Annotated in this window: 14 protein-coding genes; 6 read left to right on the top strand and 8 right to left on the bottom strand. The window is 66.8% G+C overall.

Annotation, left to right across the window (positions count from 1 at the left end; all coding sequences use genetic code 11):
- Positions 1–43: 43 nt before the first annotated feature.
- Positions 44–1,552 (bottom strand): arabinosylfuranosidase ArfA, encoded by a 1,509-nt coding sequence (gene arfA, locus HMPREF0058_RS03650; protein WP_024036161.1) that lies wholly within the window; start codon positions 1,550–1,552, stop codon positions 44–46.
- 239 nt (positions 1,553–1,791) lie between these two features.
- Between arfA and HMPREF0058_RS03645 the strand changes: the two genes are divergently transcribed.
- Genes HMPREF0058_RS03645 through HMPREF0058_RS03635 form a run of 3 tightly spaced genes read left to right on the top strand, consistent with a single transcriptional unit; the run spans position 1,792 to position 5,724 of the window.
- Positions 1,792–2,817 carry a LacI family DNA-binding transcriptional regulator gene (locus HMPREF0058_RS03645; protein ID WP_006548334.1) on the top strand — a complete coding sequence of 342 codons (1,026 nt, stop codon included), beginning with the start codon at positions 1,792–1,794 and terminating at the stop codon, positions 2,815–2,817.
- On the top strand, positions 2,802–3,863 hold the full coding sequence (locus HMPREF0058_RS03640; RefSeq protein ID WP_006548333.1) for a LacI family DNA-binding transcriptional regulator: 1,062 nt from the start codon (positions 2,802–2,804) through the stop codon (positions 3,861–3,863). The genes HMPREF0058_RS03645 and HMPREF0058_RS03640 overlap by 16 nt, the downstream gene beginning before the upstream one ends.
- 31 nt (positions 3,864–3,894) lie before the next feature.
- Complete coding sequence (locus HMPREF0058_RS03635; protein WP_006548332.1) at positions 3,895–5,724, top strand: glycoside hydrolase family 2 protein; 1,830 nt, start codon at positions 3,895–3,897, stop codon at positions 5,722–5,724.
- Between the two features lie 122 nt (positions 5,725–5,846).
- Here HMPREF0058_RS03635 and araA read toward each other — a convergent pair whose 3' ends face one another.
- A complete protein-coding gene (gene araA, locus HMPREF0058_RS03630; RefSeq protein WP_180950862.1) occupies positions 5,847–7,364 on the bottom strand; it encodes an L-arabinose isomerase in 1,518 nt (505 codons plus the stop codon).
- A gap of 302 nt (positions 7,365–7,666) precedes the next feature.
- Between araA and HMPREF0058_RS03625 the strand changes: the two genes are divergently transcribed.
- Positions 7,667–8,695 carry an acetylxylan esterase gene (locus HMPREF0058_RS03625; protein WP_006548330.1) on the top strand — a complete coding sequence of 343 codons (1,029 nt, stop codon included), beginning with the start codon at positions 7,667–7,669 and terminating at the stop codon, positions 8,693–8,695.
- 101 nt (positions 8,696–8,796) lie between these two features.
- Here HMPREF0058_RS03625 and HMPREF0058_RS03620 read toward each other — a convergent pair whose 3' ends face one another.
- The 4 genes from HMPREF0058_RS03620 to HMPREF0058_RS03605 all read right to left on the bottom strand — a co-directional run bounded on the left by HMPREF0058_RS03620 (position 8,797) and on the right by HMPREF0058_RS03605 (position 13,954).
- Complete coding sequence (locus HMPREF0058_RS03620; RefSeq protein ID WP_024036373.1) at positions 8,797–10,773, bottom strand: right-handed parallel beta-helix repeat-containing protein; 1,977 nt, start codon at positions 10,771–10,773, stop codon at positions 8,797–8,799.
- A 135-nt stretch (positions 10,774–10,908) separates the two neighbouring features.
- Positions 10,909–11,742 (bottom strand): carbohydrate ABC transporter permease, encoded by an 834-nt coding sequence (locus HMPREF0058_RS03615; protein ID WP_006548328.1) that lies wholly within the window; start codon positions 11,740–11,742, stop codon positions 10,909–10,911.
- On the bottom strand, positions 11,742–12,650 hold the full coding sequence (locus tag HMPREF0058_RS03610; RefSeq protein WP_006548327.1) for a carbohydrate ABC transporter permease: 909 nt from the start codon (positions 12,648–12,650) through the stop codon (positions 11,742–11,744). Before HMPREF0058_RS03610 ends, HMPREF0058_RS03615 begins: the two co-directional genes overlap by 1 nt.
- On the bottom strand, positions 12,647–13,954 hold the full coding sequence (locus tag HMPREF0058_RS03605; RefSeq protein ID WP_006548326.1) for an extracellular solute-binding protein: 1,308 nt from the start codon (positions 13,952–13,954) through the stop codon (positions 12,647–12,649). Before HMPREF0058_RS03605 ends, HMPREF0058_RS03610 begins: the two co-directional genes overlap by 4 nt.
- A gap of 322 nt (positions 13,955–14,276) precedes the next feature.
- Between HMPREF0058_RS03605 and HMPREF0058_RS03600 the strand changes: the two genes are divergently transcribed.
- Entirely contained in the window at positions 14,277–15,335 is a 1,059-nt protein-coding gene (locus tag HMPREF0058_RS03600) for a LacI family DNA-binding transcriptional regulator (RefSeq protein WP_040319510.1), read from the top strand.
- Between the two features lie 101 nt (positions 15,336–15,436).
- Here HMPREF0058_RS03600 and HMPREF0058_RS03595 read toward each other — a convergent pair whose 3' ends face one another.
- Positions 15,437–16,741, bottom strand: coding sequence for an extracellular solute-binding protein (locus tag HMPREF0058_RS03595; RefSeq protein ID WP_006548324.1), 1,305 nt, complete (start codon positions 16,739–16,741; stop codon positions 15,437–15,439).
- Positions 16,742–16,981: 240 nt separating this feature from the next.
- On the opposite strand from HMPREF0058_RS03595, the gene HMPREF0058_RS03590 reads away from it, so the two are divergent.
- Positions 16,982–18,070 carry a LacI family DNA-binding transcriptional regulator gene (locus HMPREF0058_RS03590; RefSeq protein WP_006548323.1) on the top strand — a complete coding sequence of 363 codons (1,089 nt, stop codon included), beginning with the start codon at positions 16,982–16,984 and terminating at the stop codon, positions 18,068–18,070.
- Between the two features lie 104 nt (positions 18,071–18,174).
- Here HMPREF0058_RS03590 and HMPREF0058_RS03585 read toward each other — a convergent pair whose 3' ends face one another.
- Positions 18,175–19,212 carry an NAD(P)-dependent alcohol dehydrogenase gene (locus HMPREF0058_RS03585; RefSeq protein WP_006548322.1) on the bottom strand — a complete coding sequence of 346 codons (1,038 nt, stop codon included), beginning with the start codon at positions 19,210–19,212 and terminating at the stop codon, positions 18,175–18,177.
- Positions 19,213–19,214: the final 2 nt, after the last annotated feature.

Below are 19,214 nucleotides of genomic sequence, written 5' to 3'. Positions count from 1 at the left end.
GCCTGGGGCCGCCAACCGGCTGACGACCCCAGGCAGCGGGCGCTCAGGCCAGCTCGACTGCGAGCCAGCTGGCAGGAGGCAGCGTGGTGGTGAGCACGCCGTCGGACAGCTCCACGGCGTGGGGCACGGGAGCGACGGCGTCAGGGTTGTCCGCCGTGTTGACGGCGTCCAGGTCCTCAGGTGCCAGGATCTGAGCCTTAACGACGCGGCTGACGCCCAGGCTGGCGAGGGCGGCGCTGAGGTCCACCGGCTCAGTCAGCGAGCGGTTGAGGGCCAGCAGGGAGCCGGTACCGGTCTCCTTGTCCCAGGTGACGACGGCGTCGAGCTGGTCGACCTCGCCGTAGCGCTCGGTGCTGGTGCGGGCGGTCTCGACGACGGCGTCATAGGCCGTGCCGCGAGCGATCCGCGAGCCGATGGAGAAGGGGTAGAAGGTGGTCTGGCGCCAGGCCCGTCCGCCCTTCTCCGTCATAATCGGGGCGATGACGTTGACGAGCTGGGCGATGCACGCCGCCTTGACGCGGTCGGCGTGGCGCAGCAGGGAGATGAGCATGCCGCCCAGAGCCAGGGCGTCAGCACCGGTGTAGACGTCCTCAATGCGCTTGGGGGCGAAGGGCCAGTCATCGGTGGCGAAGCCGTGCTCCATGGAGTTCCACTCCGCCAGGCGCCACACGTTCCACTCGTCGACGCTGATCTTGATCTTCTTGTCCGAGCGCTTCTTGGCACCCACGGCGTCCGCGGTGGCGATGACGCCGTCGATGAAGCGGTCCATGTCATAACCGGCAGCCAGGAAGCTGGCGCGGTCCTGGACGTCGGGGTCGACGTAGCGGTGCATGGAGATGTAGTCGACCTCGTCGTAGTTGAGGTCGAGGATGGTGCGCTCCCAGTCGCCGAAGGTGGGCATCTCCCAGGCCGAGGAGCCGCAGGCCACGAGCTCCAGGTCCTGGTCCATCATCTTCATGGCGCGGGCGGTGGAACCAGCAAGGTAGGCGTAGTCCTCGGCGTTCTTGTGGCCGACCTGCCAGGGGCCGTCCATCTCGTTGCCCAGGCACCACATGCGCACGTTGTAGGGCTCGGCGTGGCCGTTGTCCCGGCGCATGTCCGAGTACTGGGTACCAAGCTCACCGTTGGTGTAGTCGAGGATATTGACGGCGTCCTCCTCGCCACGGGTGCCGAGGTTGATCGCCATCATCGGCTCAACCTCTGCCTGACGGCACCACTCCATGAACTCGTCCAGCCCGAAGGAGTTGGGCTCGGTGGAGTGCCAGGCCAGCTCGCGGCGGGTGGGACGCTCGGCCACCGGGCCGATGCCATCCTCCCAGCGGTAGTTGGACACGAAGTTGCCGCCGGGGTACCGGGCCACCGTGATGCCGAGCTCGCGCACGAGCCCCATGACGTCCTGACGCAGGCCGTGCTCGTCAGCGGTGGGGTGGTCCGGCTCGAAGATGCCGGTGTAGACACACCGACCCATGTGCTCCACGAGGACGCCGTACATGCGGCGGTCGATCTGTCCGATAGGGCGGTAGGCGTCAACAGCAATACGTGCCTTAGCCATCAGGGCCTCCTTCAGCTCCGGGTTCGTCAAGCTCGCCAGCGGCGCGCGAACGACTCCTGCACCTGGCGGCAGGGCAAGGTTCTCGCAACACTTCATCGTTGTCAACAGATTTGCCCAGACGAGACCCCAAAGTTCGATATTTCGAAAGGAATATCAGCGAATCACTGGATGTACCCCATATGACATCGTTGAACATGTCATCGCCCACAATTCACGATGCATGTGAGTACACTGCTGCCATGACCTCCAAGATTCTCGACGTTGCCGCCCTCGCTGGCGTGTCAGCGAAGACCGTCTCGCGCGTGGTCAACGATGAACCTGGAGTCTCCGAATCCACTCGCCGCAAGGTCCTGGAGGCGGTGGCCCGCCTGGACTACTCCCCCGATCGTGCCGCCACCTACCTCCGCACCGGGCGCTCGGGGGTGATCGGCCTGGCGGTCCCGGAACTGGGCCAGCCCTTCTTCGCTGAGCTCGCCGACCGCATCGCCACCACCGCCGCCCGCCACCACCTGTCCGTGGTCCTCGGCGTGACCGGACAGCATGGTGAGGCCGAGGAGGACTTCCTCAACCGCCACGTGGAGCTCGACGGCGTCATCCTCTACTGGCAGGGTCTGGGACCACAGCGTCTGAGCACTGAGGCTAGACGGCGCCCGATCGTCATCCTGGGAGAGAACAAGCATGACGACGTCGACCGCGTCACCATGGGCAACGACCTCGGAGTACGACTGGCCCTGGCCCACCTGCTGGCACTCGGCCGCGAGCGCATCGCCGTGATCGGTATGCCCGAGGCCGGCACGCCCAGCCACGGTGCCGCCCGCGCACGCTCCGAAGCCTTTCGCCGCGCAGCCGCCGAGCTGGGCCTGGAGCCTGACCCGAGTCTCCTCGTCGCCTCAGACGAGTGGCGCCGTCCCGAGGGAGCGGCAGCGGTGCGCTATCTCCTTGACCAGGGACGCCGCTTCGACGCTGTCCTGGCGTTCAACGACGGCCTGGCGCTCGGAGCCTTGCACGAGCTCAACCGTCAGGGCGTCCATGTCCCGGACGAGGTCGCCGTGACTGGCTTCGACAACCTGGAGATCTCCCGCTTCTCCGTCCCCTCCTTGACCACCGTGTCCCCGCGCCTGAGCTCCTATGCCGACGACGCCGTCGACCTTCTGCTCCAGCGCCTCGCCGATCCCGCGCTTCCCCCACGCACCATGGTGGAGGACGTCACGCTCCTGCCCCGCGACTCCACGATTGGAGGTCGAGGCCTATGGGCACACGCGTAACGATGCACGAGGTCGCGCAGGCCGCCGGAGTCTCCACCAAGACGGTCTCCAACGTGCTGCGCGGTGCCGGTGGCGCTTCACAGAGCACCCGCCAACGCGTGCTCGAGACCGCCACGCGGCTGGGCTACCGGGTCAACTCCGGCGCGGCCGCTCTGCGCTCGGGCCGTCACGGCGCCGTCGCCCTGGCCATTCCCACCTTGCAGCAGCCGATCTTCGCGGACCTCGCCTCCCAGCTCATGCGCACGGCTGGCGATATGAGGGTCGTCCTGGAGCTGACCGGTGGGGAGCGGGAGCGGGAGCTAGCACTGCTAGCGGGATCGTGGCGGCGTCAGTGCGACGCACTCATCCTGCTGCCTCGCGCCATCGACCCGGCCACGCAGGCCGAGCAGGCTGAGGGAGTCGTCCTCGTGGCCGAGGACGGGCCGGCCCACCTGTCCCGCATCAGCTGCCCAGTGGCAGCCCAGACCGTGATGGTCGCCGGGCACCTCCAGCAGCTTGGATGCACCCGCGCGGCGGTGCTGGGCGTCAGCGAGCCAGCCGACCGATGGACCGAGACCTGCGCCCGGGGCCTGCGTGCGGCAGGGATCGACGTCCCCCCGGAGGCCGTGATTCGTCTGACCGAGCCCGATAGCGTGCGCGGGGGCGTTGAGGCTGTCACGAGGCTGCTTCATCAAGGGCCGCGCGTGGAGGCGATCGTCTGCCACAACGACGCCGTCGCCTCCGGAGCCGCAGCCACGCTGCAGCGGCGAGGGGCTCGTCTGCCCGAGGACGTCGTCGTCATTGGGCGGGGCGACACTGAGACCGCCGCCTTCGCCTCCCCTGGGATCACGAGCGTGTCCTGCGGGGCCCAAGCCCTGGCCGGTGAGCTCGTCAGAGTCGTCACCGAGATGCTCAAGAGTCCTTCAATCCAGCCTGAAACTGTTGAGGTTGCACCGCTCCTCGCGATCCGCGAGTCCTCCGCGGTCTCCTCGCTCTCCAGCCTTCCCGACCGCGAGGACCGCAGCTCGTTGCCGGGGTCCTATCCAGCCGCAGAGCCTCGAGGCTGAGGCCCTGTTCCGTTACTCCGAGAGGACACTCATGACTGCCACCACCCTTCACGAGGACCCCACGCTGGGCCACCCCTTCCCCCAGCTGCGCCGTACCTCGTGGCTCTCCCTCAACGGCCCCTGGGGTTTCGCCTACGACGACGCCCGCACCGGGGTGCGCCAGGGCTTTCCTGCCACCGGGGTCACGGACCGCACGATCACGGTCCCCTTCCCTCCCGAGAGTGCCCTGTCCGGCATCGGGGACACGTCTTACCACCCGGTGGTGTGGTACTCGCGCACCCTGGGGGCGCATGAGCTGGCTGGCCTGAGGGAGCAGGCGGGGGAGGCCGGGCGTGTGCTCCTGCACTTCGGCGCCGTAGACTACCGCGCCAGCGTGTGGGTCCAGGGTCAGCACGTGGGCGACCATGAGGGCGGGCACGTCCCCTTCACCCTCGACGTCACGCACGCCCTGCCCGCCCAGGGTGAGGCGCTGGTCGTCGTGCGCGCTGAGGACGAGCCGCTGGACGTGGGCCAGCCGCGCGGCAAGCAGGAGTGGCAGGAGGAGCCTCACGGCATCTGGTACTCACGCACCACCGGTATCTGGCAGACCGTTTGGCTGGAGGCCGTACCCGCCCTTCACCTCACTGAGATCGCCTGGACGCCATCGAGGGCCTGCGACGCAGTCACCTTGGAGGTCTCGCTGAGCGCCATGGCGCCAGCAGGCACGACTCTGCGTGCCGAGCTGAGCCTGGACGGACGCCCGCTCGCGGCTGCCAGCACCCGGCTTCCCGCTACAAGCACCGCCCGGCTCACGGTGGATCTGCGCGAGATGGTCCACGGCCAGCACTACGAGGAGCTGCTGTGGTCGCCCGAGCACCCCAGGCTGATCGACGCGATCGTCACGCTGGAGCCGGCAGGCCCGGCCAGTGCCGACCGTATCGAGAGCTACCTGGGCCTGCGCAGTGTGGGGGTGGAGAAGGACCGCTTCCTGCTCAACGACCGTCCCTACTACGTGCGCAGCGTCCTGGAGCAGGGTTTCTGGCCGGACTCCCACCTGGCTGCCCCCAGCGACCAGGCGCTGCGGGACGAGGTGGCGCTGATCAAGGAGCTGGGCTTTAACGCCGCCCGTATCCACCAGAAGGTGGAGGACCCTCGCTTCCTGTACTGGGCCGACCGCCTGGGGCTGCTCATCTGGGGAGAGATCGCCGCGCCGTACGAGTTCACGATCCAGTCCTTGCCGCGTCTGGTGGCCGAGTGGAGCGCGGCGGTGCGCCGCGACCGGGCCCACCCGTGCATCGTCACCTGGGTGCCGATCAACGAGTCCTGGGGCGTCCAGCACATCGGCAACCGGGCGGACCAGCAGGCCTTCTCTCGCGCGATCAGTGACCTCACCCGCGCACTGGACCCCTCGCGCCCGGTGATCTCCAACGACGGGTGGGAGCACACGAGCTCGGACATCATCACGATCCACGACTACGACCCGAACAACGTGTCCGTGCGCGAGCGCTACGCCAGCGCCGAGGCCCTGGACCAGGTCCTCGACGGCTTCGGCCCCTCCGGCCGCAAGACGATGGCCTCGGGGCACGCAGCGCCCGAGCAGGCGCCGGTCATGGTCAGCGAGTTCGGCGGCATCCGCTACGTCACGGACGACGGCGCTACCTCCTGGGGCTACACAACGGCCTCCGACCCCGAGGACTTTGAGGCGCGGCTGGCTGAGGTCTTCGAGGCGCTGCACGCCTCGCCGGTGCTCTGCGGCTTCTGCTACACCCAGATCACGGACACGATGCAGGAGGCCAACGGCCTGGCAGACGCCCAGCGACGCCCGAAGATCCCAGCCGAGCGGATCCGAGACATCGTGGTGGGCACGCACCCGACCGAGTAGCGCAGTCGGCTAGCCCAGTCGCCGCCATGGACTGACCGCGAAAGCCACGACCGACCACCGCACTTGCGTCAGTACGGTGGTCGGTCGTGGCTTTTGCGGTCGCGGGGAGGAGCGCGCTCGGCTCAGGCCTGGTTCAGGCGGTAGTAGACCTGGTTGAGGCGCAGGTTCTGGGTGAAGCTGCGCGTCGTCGTCGACTCATCAATGACGGCCAGCTCCATCTGCGCGATCTCGGCCAGGTCCTGCCAGGTCTCCAGCGTGGTGGCGGTGGACATGACCGTGTGGTGAGCCGCACCGGACATCATCCAGCACTCGGTGGAGGTGTGGAAGTCAGGAGCCGGCTCCCACACAGCGCGCGCCACGGGAAGCTTGGGCAGCGGCTCGTCGGGGCCGACGACCTCCACGACGTTGGCAGTCAGGCGGAAACGCTCGCGCATGTCAGACATGGCGACGACGATGCCCGGACCGCGGTCGGCGTCGAAGACCAGGCGCACCGGGTCCTCACGGTCGCCGATGCCCAGCGGGTGGATCTCAAGGCGGGGCTTGGACTCGGTCAGCGACGGGCAGACCTCGAGCATGTGAGCGCCCAGGATCTTCTCCTTGCCCTCACGCATCTCGTAGCAGTAGTCCTCCATGAGGGAGGCGCCACCGGGCAGGCCGTAACCCATGACCTTGGCCGCGCGCACGAGGATGGCTGTCTTCCAGTCACCCTCCGCTCCGAAGCCGTAGCCGGCAGCCATGAGGCGCTGGACGGCCAGGCCCGGCAGCTGGCGCAGACCGCCGAGGTCCTCGAAGTTCGTGGTGAAGGCGGCCGCGCCGTGCTCCTGGAGGAAGCGACGCATGCCAGCCTCGATACAGGCACCGTAGCGCAGGGACTCGTGACGCTCGCCGCCGGGCAGGAGCTCGGGGACGATCTCGTAGGCCTCCTGGTACTCGGCGATCAGCTCGTCAACCTCGGCCTCGCTGACGGCGTCGACGACGGCGACCAGATCATTGACGCCCCAGGTGTTGACCGAGACGCCCAGGCGCAGCTCCGCCTCGGTCTTGTCACCCTCGGTGACGGCGACGTTGCGCATGTTGTCCCCGAAACGCACCAGGCGGGTGTGGTGCAGGGCGTCCCAGCCGGCGGCCGCGCGGACCCAGGTGCCGATCTTGGCCTGGGTGGCGGGCTGGGTGGCGTGGCCGACGACGACCTTCCTCGGCTGACCCAGGCGCGAGAGGATGTAGCCGAACTCGCGGTCTCCGTGGGCGGCCTGGTTGAGGTTCATGTAGTCCATGTCGATGGTGTCCCACGGCATGGCGGCGGAGTACTGGGTGTGCAGCTGCAGGAGCGGCTTGGCCAGGGCGTCGATACCGAGGATCCACATCTTGGCGGGCGAGAAGGTGTGCATCCAGGCGATGATGCCGATGCAGGACTCGTCCGCGTTGGCCTCCAGCATGGCCGTGCGGATGGAGTCGCGGTCCTTCAGGACCGGCTTCCACACGATCTTGACCGGAATCGACTCGGCCTCGTCGAGCCATCGGGCCACCTGCTGGGACTGGTCGGCGACCTGGGCGAGGGTCGCCTCGCCGTACAGGTCCTGAGAACCGGTCAGGAACCAGATCTCCTTGCCGTCAAAGGGGTTGGGCAGTGCTGTAGCCATCGCGTCTCGCTCCTGGTGACTGATCGTGGTGTGGTCCGGCTCGCGCCGGGAAGGCGTTGCGTCGCAGAGGCGAGGCGGGCACATCGCTGGGCTCCGCAAAGCGCTGCGGCGGGTCCGACCGATGCCGGACACTCCAATTGTGAACGTTCACTTTCGCTCGGTCAAGTTCTCCTTCGCGCCTTCGAGGCCTCCCTACCCCGACGGCCGTAGGCTCCTGCCGGCGACACTGACGTCCCGTGCCGCTCCGTTCGGCGACCCCTGCCAAGCCGGACTGGATCCACCCCGATTGGAACCCTTCCACCATGGCCTTCTTTGACCTGCCACTGCAGGAGCTGGAGTCCTACTCCCCCGCCATCTCAGAGCCGACAGACCTTGACGACTTCTGGGCCACCACCCTGGCAGACAACGCGTTCGACCCCGCCAGCGTGACGGCGGTGCCGGTCGACTCGGCGCTGTGCACCGTCGTCATCCACGACGTCACCTTTGGCGGCTACGCAAATGATCCGATCAAGGCCTGGCTCATTACGCCTGCCGATACCCAGGGTCCCTTGCCCGCCGTCGTCGAGTTCCTCGGCATGGGCGGCGGCCGGGGCTTCTCCTTTGAGCACCTGCGCTGGGCGAGCGCCGGCTACGCCCACCTGGTCATGGACACGCGCGGCGAGGGAGGCCACTGGGGCTCAGGCGGCCAGACGCCCGACCCCCATGGCAACGGCCCCATGGTCCCCGGCTTCGTCACCCGAGGCATCCAGGACCCCGAGGGCTACCTGTGGCACCGCCTGTTCACTGACGCGCACCACGCCGTCGAGGCAGCCGCGACGCTCCCCCAGGTCGACGCCAGCAGGATCACCGTCACCGGCGTCTCCCAGGGCGGCGGCATGACGATCGCAGCTGCGGCGCTCAACCACCGTGTCATCGCCGCCATGCCTGACGTCCCCTTCATGTGTCACCTGCAGCGAGCGGTCGGCCTGACCGACGCCGGCCCCTACCCGGAGGTCGTGCGCCTCCTGCACACTCACCGCGACGAGGCCGAGCAGGTCATGCGAACCCTGTCCTACTTCGACGGTGCCGCACTGGCGCGCCGGGCACAGGCCCCCGCTCTGTTCTCCACCGGCCTCATGGACACCACCTGCCCGCCGTCAACCGTCTTTGCCGCCCGCAACAAGTGGGGCGAGCTCGCCGACGCCGTCGCCGCGCCTGGCACGGTCACCTCGCCCCGTCCCGTGGCCGAGATCCGGGTCTACCCGTACAACGGTCACGAGGGCGGCGAGGCCTACCAGTGGCGCGAGCAGGCGGCCTGGCTCGCAGACCTGCTCGCCGCTACCCCTTCCTGACGCTCGCTACCCCTTGAGGTCTTTCGCTGCCCCATAGCGCGCGCTAGTGGGGCAGCGAAGACCTCAAGGGGTAGCAGACGTGGCGTTGGGGGTCGGTGCGATCACCACACCCGCACGCGGCTCGCACCGGCCTTCAGCGAGACGAGCGGACCAGCCGGGTAGGAGGACTCGTGGTCCTTGACCTCACCCACCAGGTCCACGTCCGCAAACAACGCGCTACCATCCGGGTTCTCAAAGGTCTGGTCCGGGTACCAGGCCCGCCCCAGCTCACTGCCCGTAACAGTCTTGACCGAGGTGGAGGCGATGGCCTCAGGCAGCTCGGCAACGAGGTAGACCGCCTCGCCCTCGGTCTCCAGGTGAGCGCTGGCCTGACCGATGTGAACCGGGCGCTCCTCGGACTCGTAGGCAGGAGCGTCGTTGCCGTAGGCGTTGTCCCGGATGAAGACCGGCAGGGGCGCTCCCTCGAAACGCTCGTGGTCACCCTTGGAGGGGTCGTTGACGAGCTCCAGGTAGGCCTCGACTCCGGCCGGGTGGCCGTCGAACAGCGCGGTGCCGTTAGAGATCTTGCGGTGCGAGGGCGGGTTGACGAAGGACTCCTCCCCCACCGTGGCGAGGAACAGGTTGCCGATGTAGCGGTCATCCCCACCACGGATGGCGGCGTAACCGGCCGGCTGGGTGGAGTGCGGCAGGTGGTAGGGCGTCGGGCGCTCGATGATCGGCTGGTTGGCAACCACACCGAGCACGAGGTTGTTAACGTAGGCGCCACCCTGGGAGTGTCCCTCCAGGGACACGTCCGAGGAGAAGACGTTGTGGTCCACCACGTAGGGGCCGTGGCTGACCTCGATGAACAGGTCGCGGGCGTTGTCCTTGAAGACGTTGCGGGTCACGCGCGTGCCCTGCGCCTCCCAGTCCAGCCAGATACCCAGCGTGCACTCCTCAATGAGGTTGTGCCGGATCACCGTGTCCAGGGCCGCGTGCAGCTTGATACCCGCGATCTCGTAGCCGTAGAACTCGTGCTTGGTCGCGATGTGGTGGATGTGGTTGTCCTCGATCGTGGAGAACACGCACCCCAGGTGCCCCACCACGGCGTTCTGGCCACAGTCGTGAATGTGGTTGCGACGCACCACGTGCGAGCCGATGAGGTCCTTCGACCACCCGATGTGGAAGGCGGAGTAGACGGCCTCGAGCTGGTACTGGTAGCCGGGCTTGTCCAGACGCTCCGTGGCCCAGTTGTGCCCGGAGGAGTTCTCCTTGCCCAGCGAGACCGCCGAGCACTTGGCGTCGTGGATGTCGCAGTCCTCAATGACCCAGCCCTTGGCCCAGTTCGGGCCGATCAGACCCGGCTGGTCCGCCGTCGGAGGAGCCCACGGGGTGGCCGCCTGGGCCAGCTCCAGGCCACGCACGGTGATGTAGTTGACGTGGTGGACCGTGGGGTAGAAGACGCTGCGGCGCACGTTGATCTCCACGAGCTCCTTGCGCGGGTCCGCGCCCCGGAAGTTCGCCCAGATCGTCGTCGTCTCATCTGCCACCTCAGCGAACCAGACGTAGGGAGTCTGGTCAGGCTCGCGCACCGGCTCGGCCACGCCGGTCCAGCGGTCGTAGTCCTCGGTGCGGCGTTCGGCGGTATCCACCTCCTCACGGCTGGTGACCTCGTAGAAGCTCTTGCCGTTGAGGTAGACCTCGCCCAGGTGCTTGCGCGGAGCGGTTCGCGAGGCGTAGACGGTCCAGTCGCCCTCGACCTCGATCGCGAAGGGGTTGAACTCGCCGAACAGGGTGTTGGGAACCTCGGCCTTCCACACCGTGGAGTCCGAGCCGCCCTCCTGCACCCAGTCAGTCACCTGCTCGGAGCCCTTGATGACGGCGTGCTCGCCAGGAGCGGCCTCGAAGGTGATCCGGCGGTCGTCACTGCGGCCGGTGCGCGTGGGCTTGACCCACTCGCGGTAGACACCCTCGTGAATCTGGACGGTGTCACCCGGGTAGGCCGCAGCCACGGCCCGGTTGATCGTGCGGAACGGAGCCTCGGCCGAGCCGTCAGCGGCGTCGGAGCCAGAAGGCGAGACATGGAGAACAGGGGACATCGTTGTCTCTTTCGTGATGAATGCGAAGACGGACGTGGGGTTCGGTGACCGGCCGCCACGCGGGGCGCACCGGGTCGTTAAGGTTGGGGGCGGGGCCACGCTGCGGAGCACAGCCCCGCCCCACTGCGGCAGCATCTACTTGCCGACGCCGGCCGTCAGACCGGCCACCATCTGCCGGCGCCCGACGGCGTAGGCGATGATGAGCGGCAGTGCGGACAGGACAACGGCAGCCAGGATCGCGGGCGTGTCCGAGCTGAAGGAGCCCTGGAAGTTCCACAGGGACAGCGGCAGCACGCGCTTGTCCGCGCTCTGGGTCAAGATGAGTGGGAACAGGAAACCGTTCCACACGTTGAGGGCGTCGTAGATACCAACGGTCACCAGAGCCGGCTTCGACAGGGGCGCCGCCAGGCGCCAGAGCATCTGCCAGTCAGTGGCGCCGTCGACCCGCATCGACTCGAACAGCTCCTTGGGAACGTCACGTAGGAAGTTCGTCAGGATGAGCACCGAGATCGGGATCGCGAAGGCGATCGAGGGCAGGATGAGGGCCCACAGGGTGTCATACAGCCCGAGCTGCACGATGAGGTAGTAGACCGGGACGATCGTGGCCTGGATCGGGATAGCGATCCCAAGCAGGAACAGCGAGAAGATCCTGTCAGAGAAGCGGGTGCGGCTTCGGACAATGACGTAGGAGGCCATGAAGGAGATGATCAGGACGATCGCCACCGTTGCCAGCGTCACCAGCACGGAGTTGATGAAGTAGGTGGCGAAGTCGTTCTGGAACACCGAGACGTAGGCGCGCAGCGTCGGGTTGCTCGGCAGCGACAGTGGGTTCTCGACGTAGTAGTCGGCCTGCGAGCGCAGCGAGGTGACGACGATGTAGTAGATGGGGACGATGGCGACCGCCAGCCACAGCCAGCCGAACAGCCCGCCCACGATGTTGGGGCGCTGCCCTCCTTGACGCTTGAACATCAGACAGCCCCTTCCATCGTCGACTCCATCTTTGAGCTACCCGACAGCTTGTTGAGCAGGTAAGAGATCGTCAGCCCCACGACCACGAGAAGCACACCGATCACGGCGGCACCACCCATGTTGTAGGAACGGAAACCAGTGAGGTACATGTCCAGCGGAAGCACCCTGGTGGCGTTTCCGGGGCCACCAGCCGTCATCACGAAGATGAGGTCGAAGTAGGTCAGCGATCCCACGATCATGAGGGTCGAGGAGGTGACGATCGTGTTGCGCAGCTGGGGCAGCGTGATGTGCCAGAAGGTCTGCCAGCGTCCTGCGCCGTCGATCATCGCCGCTTCCATCACGCTCTTGGGAATCTGCCGAGCGGCACCCTGGTAGAGCAGCGAGTGGAAGGGGACGAAGCACCAGGCGATCACGAACATGATCGTGTAGAAGGCGAGCGTGGGGTTGCCCAGGAAGTCCTGCGAGAGGAAGTCCAGGCCAAAGGCTCGCGACATCCCGAAGTTCGGGTCGAGCAGGGCGTTGAAGGCGATACCCACGGCCGTTGCCGAGAAGAGCAGCGGCAGGAAGTAGAGCACCGAGAGCACGGCACGGTACTTCTGCTGGCCGGCCATAAAGACACCCAGCAGGAGGCTGATCGGCGTCTGGATCACCCAGCACAGGATGGTCATGCCCAGCGTCAGGAGGATCGCGTGCTGGGTGACTCCGTTGCCCAGCATCGCCTTCCAGTTGTCCACACCGGCGAAGGTGATGCTCCCCAGCCCGTCCCAGCTCATGAAGGACAGGACGAAGACACCAACCAGCGGGATAAGGGCGAAGAATCCGAAGAAGGCCAGAGCAGGCGCCGCGATCCAGGGGCTGGGCCCAGTCCGCAGCTTCTTGCCCTTCTTAGGGGCGGTGGACTCGCTCATGCCAGGGTCGCATTCATGTTCTTCACGAACTCCTCCGGCGTGATCTGCAGCAGGAAGATCTGCGAGAGGTTGGTCAGCAGCTCCTGAGCCTGAGCCGAGGGCAGCGCCTGGTCCCAGGACATCTGGAAGTTGCCGGCGTTCTTGACCAGCTCGTAGCCGAAGGACAGGTACTCGGCGTTGTCCGAGGCCTCGATAACTGCCTCAGCGTCCAGGGCTGCCGGGATCGTGCCACCGTCGACCAGCGCCTTGACGTAGGCCTCGGAGTAGAGCTCCTCGTTGAGGTAGTCGGTCGCGGTCTTCTGCACGGTCTCGTCGCCCGAGGTGGACACGGACCAGTAGTTGGCGGGGTTACCGGTGATGTTCGAGGCGTCACCCTTGCCACCGTCAACAGCCGGGAAGGTGGCGTAGCCGAGCTTGCCGTCCGCCATGAAGTCGGGGGCGTCGGTGAGGAAGTTGGCGTAGACCCACGAGCCCTGCAGCAGCATGGCTGCCTTGCCCGTGTGGATGAGGGCGATGTCTGCGCCGGAGTCGGCGTCCACCGAGCCGTAGGCGTCGCCCAGGCCACCAGCCTTGACCATCTCCTGGATCTTGGTCAGCGCCTCGGTGAAGGCCGGGTCGGACCAGGCACCAGACTCACCGGCGACGACCTTGTTGAAGGCCTCCGGGCCGCCGATGCGATCAGTGAGGTACTGGATCCACATGAGGTAAGGCCACTGGGAGGAACCCGCCTCAGCGATCGGGATGTAACCGGCGTCCTTGAACTTGGGGATGAGCGCCATGAGCTCGTCCCAGGTGGTGGGCACCTCGACGCCGACCTCCTCGAAGGCAGGCTTGGAGTAGTAGAAGAGGACGGGCTGGGTGTTGTTGTTGGGCAGGGCGTAGACCTTGCCGTCGACCTTGCCGACCTCCAGCAGGGCCGGAATGATGCGGGACTGGGCGTCCGCCGTCGAGCTGGTGATGTCGACGACCTGGTCGTTGGCGACGTAGTCAGCCAACGTGCCGCCCGCCCAGTTGTACAGCAGGGTCGGGGCGTTGCCGGCGCCGACGGCGGTGCGGATCTTCTCCTTGTAGGCGTCGTTGGCGAACCACTCGGTGGAGAACTGGGCGTCAGAATGGGCCTTGTTCCAGCGGTCGAAGGAGTCACGGAAGGTCTGCTCGGGGCCACCGGTGAGCACCCACGCCGTCGCGCCGCTTCCAGCAGCACCGCCCGGCTTCGAGCCGCCGCAGGCCGCGAGGGTGGCGGCCACGCCCGCAGCAAGGAAACCGGCGCAGGCCTGACGACGTGAGATGACGAGCTTGTTCATGATGCTTCCTCTCAGATCTGGGCCCCTCATCGGACCCCTTCTGACGTCCTCGTCAGAAGTTCGTTGATGACCGCGTCCGCGGCAGAAACCGTGGTGAAAATTTTCGTTCGTTTCACCGACGAACAGAAGAATACACCCCTCTTGCGGAACTAACCACGCCTGTTTGTAACGATCAGATAACTTTTCTCGCTTTTGCTCCGTTTTTTGCGCAATTTTTTCGCGGCGGAGCAGGTTCTCCGCTATGGTTGCCACAGGCGCACCGCAGCCCTCATCGTCACTGGCACGCAGGAACGACGGCGACCACCGCCGTCGAGGAGGAACGATGCCGCGAACCCGCTCATCCCGCCCGACGCAGGCCACCATCGCTGCCGCCACCGGCTTCTCCGTACCCACCGTGTCCAAGGCCCTGCGCGCCGACTCCTCCATCTCGCGCAAGACCCAGGACATCGTCCTGGCAGCGGCTGCCGACCTCGGCTACCCACTGCCTTCCACCCAGGACCCCGCCGCCGAGGAGGGAGCTTCCCCCTTCAAGCGAATCGCCGTTCTCTTCGACACGGTCAACAATGCCTACGCCACTGAGATCCTCGGCGGCATGCTGCGCACGGTTGACGAGCTCGGCGCCACGCTCCAGGTGCGCCACATCGGCGTCTCGGCCGACCAGATGGGGCCAGACGCCACGTTGCTCACCCGCGAGCTCGCCGCCCGAACCGCAGACGGCGCCGACGCCCTCATCCTGGTGACCACCCCCGTCAGTGCGGACATCGTCACCTTTGCCCACGAGCACGACCTTCTACTGCTGTCGATCGATCCGGCTACACCGCCCCCACCCGGCATGGTGACGCTGTCCGCGACGAACTGGCGCGGAGGAGTCCAGGCAGCCGAGCACCTCATCAGCCTCGGTCACCGTCGGATCGGCATCGTGGCCGGTCCTGATTCCTCCACGCCAACGATCGAGAGGCTGGCAGGTTTTCGGTTCGCCTGCTCACGCGCCGGCATCGAGGTTGACGAGAGCCTGCTGACCCACGGCCCCTACCTGTACTCCACCGGCGTGGTTCATGGCTCTTTCCTTCTGGAGTCCGAGAACCCGCCCACAGCAGTCTTTGCCCTCAACGACGCCATCGCGGGAGGAATCCTGGAGGCCGCACGCCGTCACGGAATTCGCGTGCCAGAGGGCCTGTCCGTCATCGGCTTTGACGACACCTCGATCGCCTCGCTGTGCTCGCCCCAGGTCACCGTCATCCGCCAGCCGCTGCAGGAGATCGGCGCTGAAGCGATCCGCACCGTCATGAACGCCCTCAATGAGGGGCGCAGCCTCGGCAGCCCCGTCGAGCTACAGACCACCCTGGTCGTACGTGGCTCGACGGCGGCCCCAGCCCGCTGAGGCTGTCCGTCGCGCTAGCCTCCGCTCGCGCCGCCAGCCCGCTCGCGGCAGACGCCTTGCCCGACGGCGACTGTGGCCGCCACCGGGCAAGGCACCGACCGTCACAGCGTCGCGTTCATCTTCTCGACGAACTCCTCCGGCGTGATCTGCAGGAGGAAGATCTGCGAGAGGTTGGTCAGCAACTCCTGAGCCTGAGCCGAGGGCAGCGCCTGGTCCCAGGACATCTGGAAGTGAGCAGCGTTCTTCGCCAGGTCATAGCCGAAGGACAGGTACTCTGCGTGCTCGGACTTCTCGATCACTGACTCAGCATCCAGCGCACCTGGGATGAGCCCCTGCTCAACACACTTGGCGATATAGGGCTCGGAGAGCATCTCGGTGTTGAGGTAGTCCAGCGCCGCCTTGCGGGCGTCCTCACTGGCCGTCGTCGTCACGGACCAGAAATTCGCCGGGTTTCCGGTGAGGTTGCTCGGGTCACCCTTGCCTCCCTCAACAGTCGGGAAGGTGATGTAACCGAGCTTGCCCGAGGAGACCATCTCCGGCGCATCAGCCAGGAAGTTGGCATAGACCCAGGAGCCCTGAAGGATCATCGCGGCCTTGCCGGTGTGCACCAGCGCGATGTCAGCGTTGGCATCTGCGTCCACCGAGCCATAGGCATCGCCCAGGCCTCCGGCCTTGACCATGTCCTGGATCTTGGTCAGGGCCTCAATGAAGGCAGGGTCGGACCACGCTCCCGACTCGCCAGCCAGGACCCGGTCAAAGACCTCGTGGCCTCCCACACGATCCGTCAGGTACTGGATCCACATGAGGTAAGGCCACAGCGAGGCGCCCGCCTCAGCAAAGGGGATGTAGCCAGCATCCTTGAACGTGGGGATGAGCGCCATGAGCTCGTCCCAGGTCTGAGGAGGCTGCGCACCCACCTTCTCGAAGACCTCCTTGTTGTAGTAGATGAGGACAGGCTGGGTGTTGTTGTTGGGCAGGGCGTAGATCTTGCCGTCCACCTTGCCGATGTACAGGATGGAGGGGATGAGGCGCTTCTGCACGTCAGTGGTCAGGTCAGTCAGGTCAATGACCTGGTCGTTGTTGACGTAGTCCACCAGCGTGCCCCCGGCCCAGCTGTAGAGCAGCGTCGGGGCGTTGCCAGAACCCACCGCGGTGCGGATCTTCTCCTTGTACGCGTCGTTGGCGAAGACCTCGTAGGTGATCTTCTGATCGGCGTGCTCGGAGTTCCAGCGCTCAAAGGAGTCGCGGAAGGTCTTCTCCGATCCACCGGTCAGGAACCAGCAGGTGGCGCCGTCTCCTGCGGCCCCGCCAGGCTTGGAGCCGCCGCAGGCCGCCAGCGTGGCCGCGACTCCTGCGACGAGCGCCCCCACGCAGGCCTGACGACGTGAGATCACGAGCTTGTTCATGGTGCTTCCTCCCAGATCCGGGCCGTGCAGGGCCCTCCGACGACGTTGTCGGGTCCGAATGCGCCATCAACAGTGACGGCGCAGGTCGCGAAACACAGTGTTCGTTTCACTGACATACAAACCGCAAGCCGAAGGGGTGTGACCGACAACCCTTCGGCTGTCACAATTTCATAACATTGCTCATTTTGATGGGAATCTGTCGCAAAATAATGAAAGTTATCGCCGCCCGGAAGGACCCCCATGCCACGGCCACGTTCCAACGCGCCAACCCAGGCCGCCGTCGCTGCCGCGGCCGGGGTCTCCGTGCCAACAGTCTCCAAGGCGCTGCGGGCAGACCCCACGATCTCCGCCAGGACCCGCGAGCGCGTCCTGGCCGCAGCCCGCCAGGCCGGTTACCCGGTCCGTCCCAGCACGGCGCTGTCCTCCTCACCCCGCGAGGGGGCGACGGCCGATCCCGCGCCTGGTCCCCGGCAGCCGCATATCGCCGTCCTCTTCGAGACTGTCGACAACGCCTACACCCCCAAGGTCCTGGCGGGGATGCTCACGGCGGCGGCCGAGCTGGACATGGTCGTCCACATCGACCAGATTGGCGCGCCGACTCACCAGTCCGGCCCTCGTTCTCCCGATCGCACCATGGAGGTGGCCGCCCGTGCGATCGAGAGCGCGGACGGCCTGATCCTGGCCACCACCCCCTGCTCGGTCGAGCTGGCGCGCCTGTGCAGTACCCGAGGCATCCCGGTCATCTCCATCGACCCTGCCAGTGCACCACCCGAGGGACTCATCGCGCTGTCGGCCAGCAACTGGCGGGGCGGGGTCCAGGCCACTGAGCACCTGCTGGCGCTCGGGCACGAACGCATCGGCGTGGTCTGCGGCCCCTCAACCTCCGTTCCGAGCATCGAGCGCCTTGCCGGGTACCGCTCAGCGCTGGCTGAGGCTGGGATCGCCTTCACCCCTGAGCTCGTCGTCAGTGGTCGCTACACCTACGAGGCGGGCCTGGCCGGTGCCTCCCAGCTCCTCGAGCTCGCCGACCCGCCGACGGCCGTCTTCGCCCTGGCTGACTCCATCGCCTTCGGCGTCATGGCCTACGCCCACGCACACGGTCTGACAGTACCCGAGCAGCTCTCCGTCATCGGCTTTGATGACACCGACCCGGCCCGGCTGGTCTCCCCCGCCCTGGCCTCCGTCCACCAGCCGCTTGAGGACATGGGGCGCGAGGCCCTGGAGCTCATCAAGCGCGAGATTGAGGGCGGATACGTTCCAGGCCGTCCCGTCGAGCTGCAGACCACGCTCGTCCAGCGTGGGTCGACGGCGCCGCCGGGCTCGCGATGACGGCGTCGTCTCACGCGCGACCTGCCCTCTGGCACGACGACGGCGGTCGTACAGGCTCCCGTCAAGGAACCCGCACGACCGCCGCGTTACGGACGTGCCCTGGCTCAGCGTCCCGGGTGGACCATGGACTTCAGGGTCGTGGGCGCAGGCTTGACCTTGAGCGGGGTCTCGGCCTCGTCCAGGCCGTAGTGGTCGGTCGCCAGGCGGTCAAGGTTGACCTTGCCCGAGGCCACAAGCTCGATGGCCGTGGTCCAGGTGTTGTTGTACCGGAAGATGCCGGTGACGTTGACCTCGTGACTGGTGATGTAGGAGACCGGCAGGAGCATGTCGTCATCCCCCATGCCGATGATGATGGCCGAGCCTCCAGCCTTGACGTGCTTGATGCCGTCCACCACGGCTGCGGTCACGCCGGTGGCGTCAAAGAAGGCGTCGAAGCTGCGGCCCTCCAGCTCAGGCGCACCAGGCTCGTAGGCCTCGGTCGCGCCGAGCTCCAGCACGGTCTCACGGCGACCCGCCACCATGTCCGTCACCACGACCTCGCGGGCACCGTAAGCCTTGGCCACCTGGGCAACGATGGCGCCGATCGGACCGGCTCCGGCCACCAGGACGGTGTCCCCGAGGCTCAGGTGGGCCTTGCGGGCGGCCGCGATACCCACGCTCAGGGGCTCCAGCAGCGCACCGGCGTCCCAGGACACCGACTCCGGGATCTCGTAGGCGAAGTCGTCCTGGATGAGCGCGTACTCGCTGAAGCAGCCGTCAATCGGCGGGGTCGCGTAGAACTCGATGTGCGGGCAGAGGTTGTACTCCCCGCGCTTGCAGTACTCGCACACGCGGCACGAGCGCTGGGGCTCGATGGACACGCGCTGGCCGATGCGTCCGGGGTCCACCTGCTCACCCACAGCCACGATGGTGCCGGAGGCCTCATGCCCCAGGATCATGGGCTCCTTGACGATGAAGTCACCGATGCGCCCGTGCTGGTAGTAGTGCACGTCCGAGCCGCACACGCCCACGGACTCGATCTTGACGAGCACCTGGTCCGGGTCCGGGACCGGGACCGGGCGCTGCTGGATTTCGACCTCGTGCTCGCGCAGGAGCACCTGGGCGCGCATGGTCTGCGGGACGGTAGAGAGGTTGTCAGTCATGG

The organism is Actinomyces urogenitalis DSM 15434, assembly GCF_000159035.1.
Lineage (GTDB): Bacteria > Actinomycetota > Actinomycetes > Actinomycetales > Actinomycetaceae > Actinomyces > Actinomyces urogenitalis.
The sequence above is the reverse complement of the archived record's forward strand: the minus strand, read 5'-3'. Positions and strand labels throughout refer to the sequence as shown.